The 15,074-nt window shown below is 62.2% G+C and carries 13 protein-coding genes, 1 tRNA gene and 1 pseudogene; 5 read left to right on the top strand and 10 right to left on the bottom strand.

The genetic code is table 11. The features are described 5' to 3' along the window. Positions 1-13: 13 nt before the first annotated feature. The 3 genes and pseudogenes from gabT to HU770_RS27135 form a co-directional block, all read right to left on the bottom strand. Positions 14-1,291, bottom strand: a complete 1,278-nt coding sequence (gabT, locus tag HU770_RS20125; protein ID WP_033703273.1) for a 4-aminobutyrate--2-oxoglutarate transaminase — start codon at positions 1,289-1,291, stop codon at positions 14-16. Between the two features lie 182 nt (positions 1,292-1,473). Next, entirely contained in the window at positions 1,474-2,916 is a 1,443-nt protein-coding gene (gene gabD / locus HU770_RS20120; RefSeq protein WP_186660500.1) for an NADP-dependent succinate-semialdehyde dehydrogenase, read from the bottom strand. A gap of 310 nt (positions 2,917-3,226) precedes the next feature. Then, positions 3,227-3,763, bottom strand: a pseudogene (locus tag HU770_RS27135) (aryl-sulfate sulfotransferase); the annotation flags it as partial. Between the two features lie 186 nt (positions 3,764-3,949). Here HU770_RS27135 and HU770_RS20110 point away from each other — a divergent pair. Both HU770_RS20110 and HU770_RS20105 read left to right on the top strand, forming a co-directional pair. Further along, positions 3,950-4,026: transfer RNA gene (locus tag HU770_RS20110), tRNA-Arg, on the top strand. A 161-nt stretch (positions 4,027-4,187) separates the two neighbouring features. Further along, positions 4,188-5,918 (top strand): dipeptidase, encoded by a 1,731-nt coding sequence (locus HU770_RS20105; RefSeq protein ID WP_186660502.1) that lies wholly within the window; start codon positions 4,188-4,190, stop codon positions 5,916-5,918. Between the two features lie 39 nt (positions 5,919-5,957). Here HU770_RS20105 and HU770_RS20100 read toward each other — a convergent pair whose 3' ends face one another. The 3 genes from HU770_RS20100 to HU770_RS20090 are packed head-to-tail and all read right to left on the bottom strand — an operon-like array spanning position 5,958 to position 9,980. Further along, positions 5,958-6,791: a hypothetical protein gene (locus HU770_RS20100; RefSeq protein WP_186660504.1), complete on the bottom strand. Its 834-nt coding sequence runs from the start codon at positions 6,789-6,791 to the stop codon at positions 5,958-5,960. Then, positions 6,788-8,413: a hypothetical protein gene (locus tag HU770_RS20095; protein ID WP_186665136.1), complete on the bottom strand. Its 1,626-nt coding sequence runs from the start codon at positions 8,411-8,413 to the stop codon at positions 6,788-6,790. Before HU770_RS20095 ends, HU770_RS20100 begins: the two co-directional genes overlap by 4 nt. Before the next feature lie 22 nt (positions 8,414-8,435). Then, positions 8,436-9,980 (bottom strand): OmpA family protein, encoded by a 1,545-nt coding sequence (locus HU770_RS20090; RefSeq protein WP_095064934.1) that lies wholly within the window; start codon positions 9,978-9,980, stop codon positions 8,436-8,438. Positions 9,981-10,234: 254 nt separating this feature from the next. On the opposite strand from HU770_RS20090, the gene HU770_RS20085 reads away from it, so the two are divergent. Further along, complete coding sequence (locus HU770_RS20085; protein WP_033703285.1) at positions 10,235-10,672, top strand: CBS domain-containing protein; 438 nt, start codon at positions 10,235-10,237, stop codon at positions 10,670-10,672. 6 nt (positions 10,673-10,678) lie between these two features. Here HU770_RS20085 and HU770_RS20080 read toward each other — a convergent pair whose 3' ends face one another. The 3 genes from HU770_RS20080 to HU770_RS20070 form a co-directional block, all read right to left on the bottom strand. Continuing rightward, positions 10,679-11,317 (bottom strand): hypothetical protein, encoded by a 639-nt coding sequence (locus HU770_RS20080; RefSeq protein WP_033703287.1) that lies wholly within the window; start codon positions 11,315-11,317, stop codon positions 10,679-10,681. 69 nt (positions 11,318-11,386) lie between these two features. Continuing rightward, on the bottom strand, positions 11,387-11,629 hold the full coding sequence (locus HU770_RS20075) for a DUF2789 domain-containing protein (protein ID WP_186665135.1): 243 nt from the start codon (positions 11,627-11,629) through the stop codon (positions 11,387-11,389). 61 nt (positions 11,630-11,690) lie between these two features. Then, positions 11,691-12,149, bottom strand: coding sequence for a YbaK/EbsC family protein (locus HU770_RS20070; RefSeq protein WP_033703289.1), 459 nt, complete (start codon positions 12,147-12,149; stop codon positions 11,691-11,693). A gap of 97 nt (positions 12,150-12,246) precedes the next feature. Here HU770_RS20070 and HU770_RS20065 point away from each other — a divergent pair, with 97 nt between their 5' ends. Both HU770_RS20065 and HU770_RS20060 read left to right on the top strand, forming a co-directional pair. After that, on the top strand, positions 12,247-13,587 hold the full coding sequence (locus tag HU770_RS20065) for a nodulation protein NfeD (protein ID WP_186665134.1): 1,341 nt from the start codon (positions 12,247-12,249) through the stop codon (positions 13,585-13,587). A 2-nt stretch (positions 13,588-13,589) separates the two neighbouring features. Next, positions 13,590-14,342, top strand: a complete 753-nt coding sequence (locus HU770_RS20060) for a slipin family protein (protein ID WP_027595137.1) — start codon at positions 13,590-13,592, stop codon at positions 14,340-14,342. 77 nt (positions 14,343-14,419) lie between these two features. On the opposite strand, the gene HU770_RS20055 is transcribed toward HU770_RS20060, so the two are convergent. After that, positions 14,420-15,052, bottom strand: coding sequence for a LysE family transporter (locus tag HU770_RS20055; RefSeq protein WP_033703291.1), 633 nt, complete (start codon positions 15,050-15,052; stop codon positions 14,420-14,422). Positions 15,053-15,074 lie beyond the last annotated feature (22 nt).

Raw genomic sequence — 15,074 nt, 5'->3', positions numbered from 1 at the left:
GAAGCGCGTCACATTAGGCCAGTTCAGCGAAGCACTCTTCGATGATGGCCAGGCCTTTGTCCAGCAGCGCGTCTTCGGCGGTCAGCGGGACCAGGATACGCAGGACGTTGCCGTAGGTGCCGCACGACAGCAGGATCAGACCCTTGTCACGTGCCTTGGCAACTACTTGGCCAACAGCAGCGGCATTCGGGGTGTGAGTACCTTTCTCGAAGACTTCGACAGCAATCATCGAGCCCATACCACGGATGTCACCGATGATCGGGTTTTTGTCCTGGATCTTGCGCAGGCCGGCAACCAGGTGCTCGCCAACGGCCTTGCTGCGGTCCAGCAGTTTCTCTTCTTCGAACACTTGGATCACGGCCAGGGCCGCGGCGCAAGCGATCGGCGAACCGGCGTAAGTGCCGCCCAGGCCACCTGGGGCGATGGCGTCCATGTATTCGGCCTTGCCGCACACACCGGCCAGCGGGAAGCCGCCAGCGATCGACTTGGCGAAGGTGGTCAGGTCAGGCGCGACGCCCATCTGCTCCATGGCGAAGAAGGTGCCAGTACGGCCAGCGCCGGTCTGCACTTCGTCGGCGATCAGCAGGATGCCGTGCTGGTCGCAAAGGGCGCGCAGGCGCTGCATCAGCTCTTTCGGCGCCGGCAGGAAGCCACCTTCACCCTGAACAGGCTCCAGGATGATCGCGGCGATGTCCTTAGGCTCGGCATCGTTCTTGAAGATGCGCTCGACCGAAGCAATGGCGTCGTCGACGCTCACACCGTGCAGTTCGTTCGGGAACAGTGCGCGGAAGATGCCGCCTGGCATCAGGCCCATGCCAGCGGAGTACGGCACGACCTTGCCGGTCAGGCCCAGGGTCATCATGGTACGGCCGTGGTAAGCGCCGGTGAAGGCGATCACGCCAGCACGGCCAGTGGCGGCACGGGCGATCTTGACGGCGTTTTCAACGGCTTCGGAGCCGGTGGTGACCAGCAGGGTCTTCTTGTCGAAGTTGCCTGGGACCAGCTTGTTGATCTTCTCGCACAGCTCTACGTAGGGTTCGTAGGCCAGCACCTGGAAGCAGGTGTGGCTGACTTTGGTCAGCTGTTCTTGCACAGCTGCAACCACTTTCGGGTGCAGGTGGCCGGTGTTCAGTACAGCGATGCCGCCGGCGAAGTCGATCAGTTCGCGGCCTTCAACGTCGATCACGGTCGAGTTCTTCGCGGTATCAACGAAGATCGGGTGAATTTGGCCGACGCCACGTGGGACGGCAGCTACACGGCGTTGCATCAAGGATTCGTTGGTCTTGCTCATAATGCCCTCATTGCGCCGATCGGAATGGCGCTTTTATTCGGGGGTGGCTGGGAGTGCTCGCGCACAGTATTCGTTGATCGACTGCCGTGAACGCCCTGGCCACCAGGTACTGCATGTAAAAAAGGCCAGCGAGACGTCGCTCTCGCGCCCCGCTGGCAGAGGTAAAGCCTTTTAACCGGTGATCAGACGCTGATGCACAGGTATTTGATTTCGAGGTAGTCCTCGATACCGTATTTGGAACCTTCGCGGCCCAGGCCCGAAGCCTTGATGCCGCCGAACGGCGCGACTTCGTTGGAGATCAGGCCGGTGTTGATGCCGACCATGCCGTATTCCAGGGCCTCGGCAACACGGAACACACGGCTCATGTCACGGGCGTAGAAGTACGAAGCCAGGCCGAACTCGGTGTCGTTGGACATGGCGATGACTTCGGCTTCGTCCTGGAAGCGGAACAGCGGCGCCAACGGGCCGAAGGTCTCTTCCTTGGCGACAGCAGCAGTCTTCGGCACGTTGACCAGGATGGTCGGCTCGAAGAAGTTGCCTTCGATCAGCTTGCCACCGGCCAGCACCTTGGCGCCTTTGGAGACCGCGTCTTCGATGTGCTCCTGGACCTTGGCGACAGCCTTGCCGTCGATCAGCGGGCCGGTGGTGGTGCCGTCTTCCAGACCGTTACCGATCTTCAGCTTGGCCACTGCGGCGGCCAGCTTCTCGGCGAACGCGTCGTAGACGCCGTCCTGCACGTAGATACGGTTGGCGCAGACGCAGGTCTGGCCGTTGTTACGGTACTTGGAGATGATCGCGCCCTCGACGGCCTTGTCCAGGTCGGCGTCGTCGAACACGATAAACGGGGCGTTGCCGCCCAGCTCCAGGGAAACCTTCTTGATGTCCTTGGCGCATTCTTGCATCAGCTGGCGACCGATTTCGGTCGAGCCGGTGAAGGACAGTTTGCGTACCAGGGAGTTGCCGGTCAGCTCGCCGCCGACTTCGCCAGCGCTGCCGGTGACGACGCTCAGCACGCCAGCCGGAATACCGGCACGGTGAGCCAGCTCGACCAGGGCCAGGGCGGAGTACGGGGTCTGCGAAGCAGGCTTGAGCACCATGGTGCAGCCAGCGGCCAGGGCCGGGCCGGCTTTACGGGTGATCATCGCCGCCGGGAAGTTCCACGGGGTAATGGCCGCGGTAACGCCGATTGGCTGCTTGATGACGATCAGGCGCTTGTCGGGCTGATGGCCCGGGATGGTGTCACCGTAGACGCGCTTGGCTTCTTCGGCGAACCACTCGATGAACGAGGCCGCGTAGGCGATTTCGCCCTTGGCTTCGGCCAGTGGCTTGCCTTGCTCGGTGGTCATCAGGCGAGCCAGGTCATCCTGGTTCTCGATCATCAGTTCGAACCAGCGACGCAGCTTGGCCGAACGCTCTTTGGCGGTCAGGGCACGCCAGGCCGGCAGGGCCTTGTCGGCGGCTTCGATGGCGCGGCGGGTTTCCGCGGTGCCCATCTTCGGCACGGTACCGATGACTTCGCCGGTGGCCGGGTTGGTCACCTTGATGGTCTGGCCATTGTCCGCATCCAGCCACTCACCATTGATATAGGCTTGCTGGCGGAACAACTGAGCGTCTTTGAGCTGCATGTCGGCTTCCCGAATTGTTGATTGTTGAAAAGCGCCCAAAGCAGGGCATCGAGCGTTTGAAATCTCAAACGAATGCTAAGCGGCTGCTGGGGTGTAGGACAATAGGCTGTTCGAAAAAAAGAACGAATGGTTGAACAGCCCATCTGAAATCGCCCGCAGAACGGCCGCTACAGGGTAGACGATCGGGCGGGGAGAAATGTGAAAGGGGGGTGTTTGGCGTGAGATTTTCAGCGCCTGTGAGATCGAGCGCCCCACCTCAAAACCCAAGGCAAGCGCCCGAAAGCCCCCCTGATCACAAAACGATCAAACCTCAAAACGCCGTGGCCAAGTCGATCACCAACGCCCGATACCCCACCTTGGCCTCGTCGACCTTGTATTCCACCGCGCGGCTGTAGTTGCCGGTCAGTTTGGTCGGGGCACAGTCACGCCCCTAACCGTTGTCGAACACGGTCAAGGTGCCTTTGCCGGCCAGCCAGGCCGTGTGCTGGGTCCACGACCAGTCAAAGCCCTCGCTTTCAACCGGCGTCAGCACCTTGTCCCGCAGCCGCTGCGGCCAGTCTTGGGGCGAGGCGAGGATCCCCTTCACCGCCTTGTCGCGGCCAATCTTCACCACCCCTTGATGGCGTGCTGAAACGATAATGCTGTGGTCATCTGCGTCGTAATCGATGGCATTGACGTGCGCCCAGTTGCGCCCGGCACCCACCCCAGCGGTGTCACCCAACGGCAGGTCGCCACGGTACGGGTCGAGGATCTGGTTCAGGCCCCAGAAGTCGAGTACATCCCCCGCCTCGTTGACCTCGATGATGTGCGAGACAGCCCGCCGCCAACCAGGCCGACGTCACTCCGCCGCTGGTCAGCTTCGACGGGGTCGGTAAAGTCTGCGGCAACCGGCGCGCCGGGTCGAAGGGCTGCGGCCTGAACTGATTGCGCTATGAATGGCTAGCGCGCTGCCACAGGATCACCCCGGGGAAAAACAGCCACAGATCAAGGCGATGGACGCAACCGAAACAGATGGGTATCATGCGTGCGCGTTGCACTCGTAGCTCAGCTGGATAGAGTACTGCCCTCCGAAGGCAGGGGTCGTGGGTTCGAATCCCGCCGAGTGCGCCATCTTCGAAAGCCCTGGGATTATTCCCGGGGCTTTTTCGTTTGTGCGACATGTCGCGTTTCTGGTACTCCCGTACCGCAGAGCATTGGTGTTAGCGTGGGCACCTTCCCGTTTTTCGAACGGGTACCTCCCTACAACGATTCGCGAAGGAATGCGCGCACCCATGCACCTGAAAAAACTCACCGCAACCTCACTGCTGCTGGCCAGTATCGGCCTGTTCAGCGTGCCGGCCCAGGCCAACCTCTCCCAGCAACAATCTGCGGCCATCATCAAGGCCTACGACGGCACCGACCCTGCCGACTTCAAGCAGTTCATCGGCAAGCTCAACGGCAGCGACCTGGCCAAGGCCGACAACCTCGGCGAAACGCTGAGCGCCTACCTGGCCAATAAACCCCTGGCCGTCGAACAGCAAAACGAGATCAACCGCCTGCTGGGCCTGTATACCCGCATCAAGTACGGCAAGGCCGCCACCGAAACCCTGCGTGAACTGGTGGCCATCCCCACCGTCAGCGTCGACGGTGTGCCGCAGCACGAGAACCCGCAATTCCTGAAGATCGCCGACAAGATCAAAGCCCTGGCCGAAGGCTTTGGCCTGAACTTCCGCAATGTCGACAACCGGGTCTACGAGATCACCCTCGGCGAAGGCAAGGAAGTGGTCGGCATCCATGCCCACGCCGATGTGGTGCCGGTCAACCCGGACAACTGGAAGCTGGACGATGGCACCCGCCTCGACCCGTTCAAGGTCACCCTGGTAGGTGACCGCATGTACGGCCGTGGCACCGAAGACGACAAGAACGGCATCGTCGTGGCGCTGTATGCACTGAAAGTGGCCAAGGACGAAAACCTGCCGCTGGCCCGGCAGCTGAAACTGCTGGTGGACACCACCGAAGAGACCAGCGGGGATGCCATCCCCTACTACTTCGAGCGCAACCCGACGCCCGACTACAACCTGGCGCTCGATGGCGGCTACCCGGTGGTGATAGCCGAGAAGGGCTACGGCACGGTGATGGCCAGCTTCGACAAACGCGCCGCCAGCGGCCAGGGCGCTGAAATTACTCACCTCACCGGCGGCCTGGCCACCAACCAGATCCCCACCACCTCGGTAGCCACCCTGGCCAGCGACAAGCCGGCTGAACTGGCCGCAAGCCTGAACAAGGCCGGTGCCGAGTATGTGAAGGGCAATGGCGGTGACTTCAAGATCGACGCCAAGGTGGCTGGCAAGGACGTGCTGCTGACCGTCACCGGCGTCTCGGCCCACTCTTCGGAGCCCGAATCTGGGGTCAACCCGGTGGCGCGCATGCTGGTGTTCATCGATGGCCTGGGCCAACAGGTGCCGCTCAAGCACAACCAGTTCACCGACGCCGCTCGCTATGCCAACGACAACTGGGGCCTGGACTACCTGGGCAAGAAGCTGGGCGTAGGCTTCGAAGATGCGTTCATGGGCCCGCTGACCGCCTCGCTGACCTTCGTCGGCGTGGATGACAAGGGGCTGAAACTGGCGGTGAACCTGCGCATCCCGAAAGGCAAGCCGGTCGCCACGATCAAGCAGGAACTGGTAGCCAGACTGGGCAAATGGACCAGCACCAGCCATGTCCCGGTCGCCTTCGACTACAGCCTCGACGAGCCGATGTTCCGCAACCCGGAAGGCGAATGGGTCAAGGCCCTGCTGGCCGTGGCCAGCGAAAACCTGGGCATGAAACATGAGTTCGGCACCTCGGCGGGTGCCACCTCGGTGCATGACCTGCCCAACGGCGTGCAATTCGGCCTGGCCATGCCTGATGTGAAGTACACCGGGCATAACGACAACGAGTTCAAGACCGTGGAGCAGTTCATGCTGGATCTGCAGGTGGTGAGCGAGATGGTCGCGCGCATCGGGCAGATGCCGAAGCTGTAAGCAAGCACACTGGGGCCGCAGCGCGGCCCCAGTGTCTGATTACCGAAGGTCGGTGCTCAGGCTCGGTGTACCAAAGCCTTCCAGCGTCGCGTTGGACGCATTCAGGTACTGCGCCCAGAAGTTGTTCAGCGCATCCATGGTCTTGCCGGAACGGTAGGCATGCTTCACCGCGTCGGTGACCAGGCCTGCGCCAGACACATACACCCGTGCACCCTGCAGGTCCGCATACAGCCCCTTGCTTTGCGCAAGCTTGAGCTCGCTGGCGACATCCAGCTGCTTGATCTGATTGGCGGCGTAGAAGCTGGTGTAGTCGGAATGCTCGAGCATGTCCGAAATCAGGTACACCACCCGCTCCTGGACACCCTGCTCCTTGCCCATGTCGTCACCCACGCGGCGCAGCGTGTTCATGATCTCGCTCTTGGGGATATCCTGGCGGGCTTCACGCAGGCCTTTCACGAACAAGCCGCCAAAGCCTGCCTGAAAGGCTTTTTTCTGGGTCGCCAGGCACTGGTCCAGGCCACGCAGTTTGCGCATGTTCACATCGTCACGCACCTCGCCCTGCAACGGCATGTCCAGCTCGCCGGCATACACCAGGCGCTGATACTCACCCGGCAGGAACGCCGAGAAGGTATACAGCCTGACGCGATCGCCCGGCTGCACGAACCGGTCGATCTGGCCCCAGCTGCTGCGTTGCAGGTCTTCAGGCATCGGGATGGTCTGATCGATGATCACCACCAGCTCGCGGCCGGTCCCTGCTGGCTTGATATCGGCCAGGCCGTTGCGCGTGTAGCAGCTCTGCAGGTCGTTGCGTTCGGCGGCCAGCGCTGCACACGGCAGCGCCAGCGCAAGGATCAGGGCCTTGGCAAGCCTCATGACAGCATGCCCTCCTTGTTCGCCGGGAACAGGCCAAGCGCCTTCAGCGCCTGCTGTTGCTCGCGGATATCACGCAGTTGCGCCTCACTGACATTCAGCGCACGGCTGGCGGCGGCCAGGCTTTCTTCCGGCAGGCCGGTGACATCGTGGAAGTCAGACGCCTTGATAGCGGCCGGCTCGACCGCTGCCGCAACTGGGGCAGCTGGGGCAGCTGGGGCAGCTGGGGCAACGGCAGGCTGGGGCTCGACCGGCGCGGCGGCGGCGGCGACGGCGACCGCAGCTGGCGCTGGCGCAACGGCTTCAACGGGCCGAACTGGCTTTTCCGGCTTCTCCGAGATTTTGTCTGCCTTGTGCTCGACGAAACTCAGGAAATTGCGGCGGGCGGTATTTTCCCCGTCCAGCGCAGTCAGCACGTTGGCATCGGTGTGATCGCGGCTGGACAACAAGGTCTGCAGGCGACGCAGCTTGTCATCGGCATGGCTGGCGATGGCCGAACGCTGCTGATCCATTGCATCGAGCATCTCTTCGGAGGTGGCGTACTTGTGGGTACGCTGCCAGGCGGTATGCGAGTGCGTACCGGCGAAGAAGTAGCGGCTCGCCAACCACAGGCTGATGCCTTGAATCGCCACGTAGATCAGCGACAGCATCACATAGGTGGTCAGGCTGGCCTTGCGGATCGCCTGCATCTTGTCGTCGATGGTGGCGTTATCCGCTTCATCGTTGATGGCCTGGGACTCTGCCGGAAGGTCGAATGGCGAACCTGCAGTGCTGCTTTGCGAGGACGCTTCGGCACGCATGCCGTTGACCATTTCGGTCTCGATGCTGTCCAGGGTGGCCGAACGGATGACGAAGGCGCCGATGGCCATGGCAACCACGAACACACCACAAGTGATCAACCAGAAGAACTTGCGCGTGACGTTGGCGTTTACATCCTTTACGCGGGCCAGCAGCTGCTCGTAGTCAGGCTTGTCCGAGTCGTCGAACGAGTCTTCCAGGTTGATCGCTTTGTTGGACTTCAGGGAGCGGGAGCGCTTGGAGGGCTCTTCACCTTGCCACCAGTGGCGGGCGCGGGCGACCAGGCTGTTGTGGTGCAACGCGTGCCCGGCGGCTTCGGCAAGAAACGCCGAGGCGACGGCCAGCAGGATCGCCACAAAAGCGGTCAGCCAATGACGGTCGTTGGTGGAGGCATCCATGTTCACCCAGCCGGCGACCACATAGGCGAAGCCCATGGCCTCGACCACCACCAACATCAGTACTACCGCCAATACCCACCACGGGCGCGCAGAACGCCCGGCCTCACCAGCCTTGGACAGGTAATCGAGGTAGGCGCTGTAGGCGTTCGCGTCCTTGGCGTACAGCTTGAATTTTTTGTTGTACACGTTCGCCAGGTTGACTTCGTGGTTGATCCAGCCGTCACCGTCGACCGAAGCTGGCTTGCGCGACAAGCGCGCCACCGTGCCGATCAAGGGGAAGCTGTGCCAGACACGGATCAGAAAGTAGGACACCTCTTCCCAGTAGTTACGCACGATCACCGCCGTGATCAGCAGCGAAAGCAGGCCAGCGGAAAGCAACTGATTAGCGAGAATCAGCGATTTGAGTGCAGCAAGCGAAAAGTCTTCCATTCAGGACGTCCTTGACGGGGATTTATTTTTTGGCCGGGATCGGCTTGTAGGAAGCGACATACGCGTCACTGCCGGCGGCATAGAACAAGGCACCCTCGTTGACTTCGGCGTTGCCTTTGCTGAACACGATATCCATGCAGGAAATCGAGGCCTGGGCATCACTGGCGAAGACCCGGTACAGCACTTCGCTTTCGCCTTCATAGGTGTTGGCCACGGCGTTCATCGTCCGCGTCTTGTGCTGGGTGGGCAGCTTGTAGTCTTCGACCAGCTGAAGGATCGGCTGGCGATCGACCCGGGCGTTCTCGCGCAAGATCGAGACCGGCGACACGGTCACCAGGTGCCCGTTGACCAGGTTGGCCCAGACACGGTTGTTGTAGCCCGGCAGATAGTCCTTGGTGGCGCGCCGCTGCAAGGGCTGGTCATTGGCCATGCTCAGCACTTCACCGGCATTGCGTGGCCGGTCGGCTTCGCAGCTGGACATCGGCATCTGCGCCGCGTAGGCGCTGCTGATCAGCGTGAAACCGCTCTGTTTCGGCTTGATGTTCTGGGCCATGGTCCAGTTGTAGCTGGCAACCGGCGTACCCGCGAAATCGACTTGCGGTCGTGCGCCAGCAACGGCCTTGGCAGTGCTGGTGCTGGTGCTGGTGCTGGTGCTGGTCGCGGCAGGCGTACGCTGCGCCGTGGTGGCTTTGGTCGGCGCAGGCTTGCTGCTCGCTTGCGCCGTGGTGGCCGCCTGACGGGGCTTGGCGGCGGTCGAGGTGCCGTAGTGCAGGTAGCGGGTGTTGCTCGCTTCGGCCTGGGCACGCATTACCAGGGCCTGTTCGTTTGCCAGCTCGACGATTTCCACGCGGCGGTTCTTGCCACGTAGCAGCGGGTCGCTGTTGTCGGCGATCGGGCGCGATGCCCCGGCCCCTTGGTAGTAGATCGCGCCGGCCGGGATGCCGGCCTGCAGCATGACCTTGCCGACCGTCTTGGCGCGGCGCTCGGACAGCTTCTGGTTGAACTCGGCATTACCCACCGCATCGCTGTGGCCAACGATCAGCAGGCGACGTGCTTGCGCCTCCTTGGCGGCAGCCTGCTTGTCGCTGGCCGCAGGCTTGGCATACATCTGCGCCAGCTTGGCCACGGCCCGCTGGCCGCTTGCGGTCAGTTGGTCGGAGCCGGTGGCGAACATGCCGGTGTCCTCGATCTGAGTCACCAGGCCTGCCTGTTCAGGCACCGCCGTTACCACGGCGGCCGAGGCGACCGTCAACTGCTCGGTGGTGATCTTCAGGTTTTCTTCCTTGGCGATGCGGTCAAGCTCCTGCAGGCGGGACTGCCACACATAACCGACGACGCAACCCAAGGCGCCGCCAGCTGCGGCGCCCGGCAAGATGCCGTCCTTGCCTTTGAGGGCATAACCGGCAGCCCCCCCGGCCACGGCCCCGACACCACAGAGCACTGGCAGGCCGTAGTCCTTGCCAATGTCTTTCACAGTCTTGGAAATACTCTCCCTCTGTTGGCTGCTGCAACCGGCAGCGATCATGAAGGCGCAGCTTAGCGCTGTAAGGCGAAACATACTTTGCATTGCGGCTCCTTGCCGAACGAGGTCTAGATGATGGCAACTTGACATGCATTGTCACAGATTATTGGGAACATTACCGCCCCCAGGAAGGTCCCCAGCACACTAAATCTGGCCTGCCTCCTGCGCGAAGTACGCAATCGGCTCAACCATGACGTTTTTCAATCGCCTCCATGCCGTTTCCTGCATTGCCGTGCAGAGCGCCGTGCCGGATGCTTTATTTACTTGGAGACAACGCTTTTTCCACCGCAGAGGCCCGTATGAAAAACGTCGAACAAATCCTCAAAACCAAGTCGAAACACCAGACCGTTTACACCATCGGCCCTGACGACTCGGTGCTGGAGGCGCTCAAGCTGCTCGCGGAGAAGAATATCGGCGCACTGCCGGTGGTGGAGAACAACCAGGTGGTGGGCATCGTCAGCGAACGCGATTACGCCCGCAAGCTGGTGCTCAAGGGCCGTTCGTCAGCGGCAACACCGGTGCGCGAGATCATGAGCGCCCCGGTGATCACGGTCGAACCCAAGCACAACCTGGAATACTGCATGAACCAGATGACCAACCTGCATTTGCGTCACCTGCCGGTGGTCAGCAACGGCGAGCTGCTCGGCCTGTTGTCGATCGGCGACCTGGTAAAGGAAACCATTGCCGAGCAGGCCAACCTGATCCTGCAGCTGGAGCAGTACATCCGCGGCGAATGAACCGCGTCAATGGTAGGCGCGCTCCAGTTCGTCCAGTTGATGGTCGAAGCTGCGCAGGCGCGCCGACCAGGTATACACCAGCACTTCAAGGTCGCGATTGAGCACTGCGGTGGTACCGTTGCCGGTACAGGTGGGCTCGCCCAGGTCGAGCTGGTAGCGCTCACGGGCCATGGCCGCCGCCACACTGGACAAGTCCCGCGCGTTGGCCAGCCAATGGTGTTGGTGATCGTGGATTTCGCGGTCAAGCGCCCGGCACTGGCGCTTGAGGGCATCCAGGCTCTGCTCCAGGGGCGTGCCTTTGAGCTCGCCCATGACCTCTTCGAACGTACGCCCGGAATGCCAGTAGCTACCCCAGAAATAGCGGTCGAACACCGTTTCGACCCGGCGCAGGGCCACCTTGGTGTTCCAGATGGTCAGCAACGTTCGCCCCTGAATCACTTCGCGCTTGTTCAGGTGCAAGTGCTGCCAGGCGATCCAGGTCAGCGCCACCAGCGCAACCGCCACGGTGACCGCGGCGGCGGCGTAGAGAAACTGCACCGCCTGGTTCATCTGTTGCGTCTGCCTGATGCCATAGAAGTAACTGGCCGTCAGCGTGCCCAGGATCGTCACGGAGCACCAGAAGCCTGGTGCGTAGGGATCTTTCATCGCGCTATCCCCTTATTGTTTTCCTGAGCATAGCAACGGCCAATCACTCGTCAGGTGCCGCTCGGCGCTTTATTTTCGGGGGCGACGCAACGCTTCGTTGAGTTGGTCGAAGGGCACCGCCCAATCGGCATCTTCATTGATGCTGTCCTTCAGGAAACTGCGCTGGGCGTCGGTCCAGAACGGGGCATCCACCAGCTTGATGTCGTTTTGCAGCGGTGAATGGCTGGTGATGAATTGATCGATACTCAAGGCATCGTCAGGCAAGCCCAGCTGTTTGAAAAGGTCTGCAAATGGGTGGGTAGGTGCTTCCATGGTTCCTCCTGAAAGCCGGCCAGGCCGTCTACGACGCCCGCCCGGCATTGGTTTGAGAACATCAGCACAGCTCACGCACTTCGGCGTGCGGTACCAGCTTCATGAACTGCTCCATGCTCATGTGGATCAGGTGATCGTGGTCACCTGCCTCCAGGTAGACATCACCTTGGCGGGTAAGGGTCGGGTCGAGCATCATTTTTATGGCGTAGGCATCGCCAAGCGCCGGTACCGCGCCCCGTTCGCAATCACCGAACAGGCTCGGCAAGCCGCTTTCGCGGGTCAGTTGCCAGGCGCCGGACATGCGTACCTTGCTCATGTCCAGGTGCCGGTTGGCCGGTAGCACGGCCATGATGTAGTTGCCATGCCGGTCATCGAGCATCACCGACTTGGCGACACGCTCGGCGGGCACGCCGGCCGTGCGGGCCGATTCCAGGCTGGTGGCCGAATGTGGATGGGGAATGATGTCGTAGTCGCAGTTGGCCTTGTCCAGGCGAGCCTGCAGCGTCTTTGCCATGCGCATGATGCACCTCCGCAGTTACCCCCAATCTTCAATTTTAGGCCTTGGGCCGCCAGCCATGACTAAACTTGTGTAATAGAGGCGAACGAGGTGACGACAGGTGGCCGCTCGCTGGTGGCGCTGGCTGTTGCTGTTGATGCTGCTCGGGTTGACGCCGAGCGGCCAGGCCGCGCCCGGAGCGGTCTGGGTGTTGAGCATCGACGATGCCATCGGCCCGGCCAGTGCAGACTACCTGGTGCGCAGCCTGGACCAGGCCCAGGCGCAGGGCGCGGAACTGGTGGTCATTCGCATGGATACGCCCGGCGGCCTGGACAGCGCCATGCGCCAGATGATCAAGGCAATACTCGCCAGCCCCGTGCCAGTTGCAAGCTTCGTCGCCCCCAGCGGGGCGCGGGCTGCCAGTGCCGGCACCTATATCCTCTATGCCAGTCATGTTGCAGCCATGGCCCCAGGGACCAACCTGGGGGCTGCCACACCGGTGCAGATCGGCGGCGCCCCCAAGGACGACAAGGCCAGACCCGGTGACGATGCGCAAACCCTCGCCCGCAAACAGGTCAATGACGCCGCCGCCTACATACGGGGCCTGGCGCAGCTGCGCGGGCGCAATGCCGATTGGGCGGAGAAGGCGGTGCGTGAAGCGGTCAGCCTGTCTGCCAACGAGGCCATGCAACTGAAGGTGATCGACTTGGTGGCGAACAACCTGCCCGACCTGCTGCGCCAGCTTGATGGCAAGACGCTGGAGGTTGCCGGCCAACCACGGCAACTGCACACCCGCGATGCCAGTCTGGTCGAGCACCTGCCGGACTGGCGCACGCGCTTGCTGGCGGTGATCACCAACCCCAGCGTGGCGCTGATGCTGATCATGGTCGGCGTGTACGGCCTGCTGTTCGAGTTCATGAACCCTGGCTCCGCCGTTGGCGGCGTGATCGGCGGCATCTGCCTGCTGTTGGCGCTGTATGCCCTGCAGTTGCTGCCGGTGAGCTACGCCGGAGTCGCGCTGATTTTGCTTGGGCTGGCCTTTATGATCGCCGAAGCGTTCTTGCCCAGCTTCGGCGTGGTCGGTTTTGGCGGCATCGTTGCGTTCGTGGTCGGTGCGGTCATCTTGATGGATACCGATGCCCCCGGCTTTGGCATCCCCTTGGCGTTGATCGCCAGCCTGGCGTTGCTTTCGGCGCTGTTCATCGGTGGCGTGCTGGGCATGGCGCTAAAAGCGCGCAAACGCGCCTTGGTCAGCGGTGATGCCGGCCTGGTCGGCAGCCTGGTCACCGTCACCCAGGTGCTGGCAGACAACCCGTACTGCGGCTCGGTACAGGCGCAGGGCGAACAGTGGCAGGTACAGTGCGCGACGCCACTGCAACCTGGCCAACACGTGCGCGTCATGGCGCGTCGCGGCGTGATGCTGGAGGTAAGCGCCGCTGCACCTTCGGCGCAAGGAGAATGACGATGTTCATGCAATTGGGTTTCGGCGCCCTGCTGATGCTGCTGGGCGTGCTGTTGCTGTCGGCGTTCCGTATCTTGCGAGAGTACGAGCGCGGCGTGGTGTTCCAGCTCGGGCGCTTCTGGCAGGTCAAAGGGCCGGGGCTGATCTTGCTGATCCCGGTCATCCAGCAGATGGTCCGGGTAGACCTGCGCACGGTCGTGCTGGATGTGCCGCCGCAGGATGTGATCACCCGCGACAACGTCTCGGTAAAGGTCAATGCGGTGCTGTACTTCCGCGTGCTCGACCCCCAGAAGGCAATCATTCAGGTCGAGGACTTTCTCGTCGCCACCAGCCAGCTGGCCCAGACCACCTTGCGCGCAGTGCTCGGCAAGCACGAACTGGACGAGCTGCTGGCCGAACGCGAGCAGCTCAACGCCGACATACGCCAAGTGCTGGATGCGCAAACCGATGCCTGGGGCATCAAAGTGGCCAATGTCGAGATCAAGCACGTCGACCTCAATGAATCGATGGTGCGTGCCATCGCACGCCAGGCAGAGGCCGAACGTGAACGGCGGGCCAAGGTGATCCATGCCGAAGGGGAATTGCAGGCGTCCGAGAAACTGATGCAGGCGGCGCAGATGCTCAGCAAGGAGCCGGGAGCCATGCAGTTGCGCTATATGCAGACGCTGGGGGCGATAGCCGGAGACAAGAGCTCGACCATCGTGTTTCCGCTGCCGTTGGATTTGCTCAAGGGGTTTGTGGAAAAACCGAAATAGCGGGGGAGCGGCGGTGCGGCGATCCGACTTGCCCCGCGAACACCGGCGAAGCCGGTGCCATCACTCGCGGGCTTTTTTCAGATAGGCGCGCGGCGCAGGGTCGCCAGGAAGGTCGCCGCGCCGAGGAACAACCCGGCAAAGGTACGGTTCAGCCGCTTCTGCTGCTTGGGCGTACGCAGCAGGCGCAGCACGCGCGAAGCCAGGCCGGTGTAACCCGCCATCACCAGCATGTCGACGGTGATCATGGTCACGGTGATTGCCACGTACTGCGGCAGCAGCGCTTCATGGGGATTGATGAACTGCGGCAGCACCGCCAGCATGAACACCAAGGCCTTGGGGTTGCTGACGTTGACCAGAAAACCACGGAACACCAGGCTCAGCGGTTTGCCGATGGGGCGTACGGCAGGCTCGTCGCTCATGTCCATCGGCAACGCACGCCATTGCTTGTAGGCGAGGTACACCAGGTAGGCGACGCCAAACCACTTGATGATCGTGAAGGCAGTGGCGGACGCAGCAAGGATGGCGCCGACGCCGGCGGCAATGATGGCGATCTGCACAATCAGGCCAATCTGCAGGCCCAGGGCGTTCCAGTAACCGCGCCAGAAACCGTACTGCAGGCCGCTGGACATCGAGGCAATCGCCCCGGCCCCCGGTGAAAGGCTGATCACCCAACACGCAGCAAAGAAGCCCAACCACACTTCCATCGACATCACACACCTCGCTCGAACATAT

Origin of the sequence: Pseudomonas sp. SWRI68 (assembly GCF_014269165.1) — a bacterium.
Taxonomy (GTDB): Bacteria; Pseudomonadota; Gammaproteobacteria; order Pseudomonadales; family Pseudomonadaceae; genus Aquipseudomonas; species Aquipseudomonas capeferrum.
Note: the sequence above shows the minus strand (reverse complement) of the source record. Positions and strands in the feature narration are given on the sequence as shown.

Coding starts and splice junctions, on each gene's coding strand:
- gabT (WP_033703273.1), bottom strand. CDS start 1,291: ATGAGCAAGACCAACGAATCCTTGATGCAACGCCGTGTAGCTGCCGTC.
- gabD (WP_186660500.1), bottom strand. CDS start 2,916: ATGCAGCTCAAAGACGCTCAGTTGTTCCGCCAGCAAGCCTATATCAAT.
- HU770_RS20105 (WP_186660502.1), top strand. CDS start 4,188: ATGCACCTGAAAAAACTCACCGCAACCTCACTGCTGCTGGCCAGTATC.
- HU770_RS20100 (WP_186660504.1), bottom strand. CDS start 6,791: ATGAGGCTTGCCAAGGCCCTGATCCTTGCGCTGGCGCTGCCGTGTGCA.
- HU770_RS20095 (WP_186665136.1), bottom strand. CDS start 8,413: ATGGAAGACTTTTCGCTTGCTGCACTCAAATCGCTGATTCTCGCTAAT.
- HU770_RS20090 (WP_095064934.1), bottom strand. CDS start 9,980: ATGCAAAGTATGTTTCGCCTTACAGCGCTAAGCTGCGCCTTCATGATC.
- HU770_RS20085 (WP_033703285.1), top strand. CDS start 10,235: ATGAAAAACGTCGAACAAATCCTCAAAACCAAGTCGAAACACCAGACC.
- HU770_RS20080 (WP_033703287.1), bottom strand. CDS start 11,317: ATGAAAGATCCCTACGCACCAGGCTTCTGGTGCTCCGTGACGATCCTG.
- HU770_RS20075 (WP_186665135.1), bottom strand. CDS start 11,629: ATGGAAGCACCTACCCACCCATTTGCAGACCTTTTCAAACAGCTGGGC.
- HU770_RS20070 (WP_033703289.1), bottom strand. CDS start 12,149: ATGCGCATGGCAAAGACGCTGCAGGCTCGCCTGGACAAGGCCAACTGC.
- HU770_RS20060 (WP_027595137.1), top strand. CDS start 13,590: ATGTTCATGCAATTGGGTTTCGGCGCCCTGCTGATGCTGCTGGGCGTG.
- HU770_RS20055 (WP_033703291.1), bottom strand. CDS start 15,052: ATGTCGATGGAAGTGTGGTTGGGCTTCTTTGCTGCGTGTTGGGTGATC.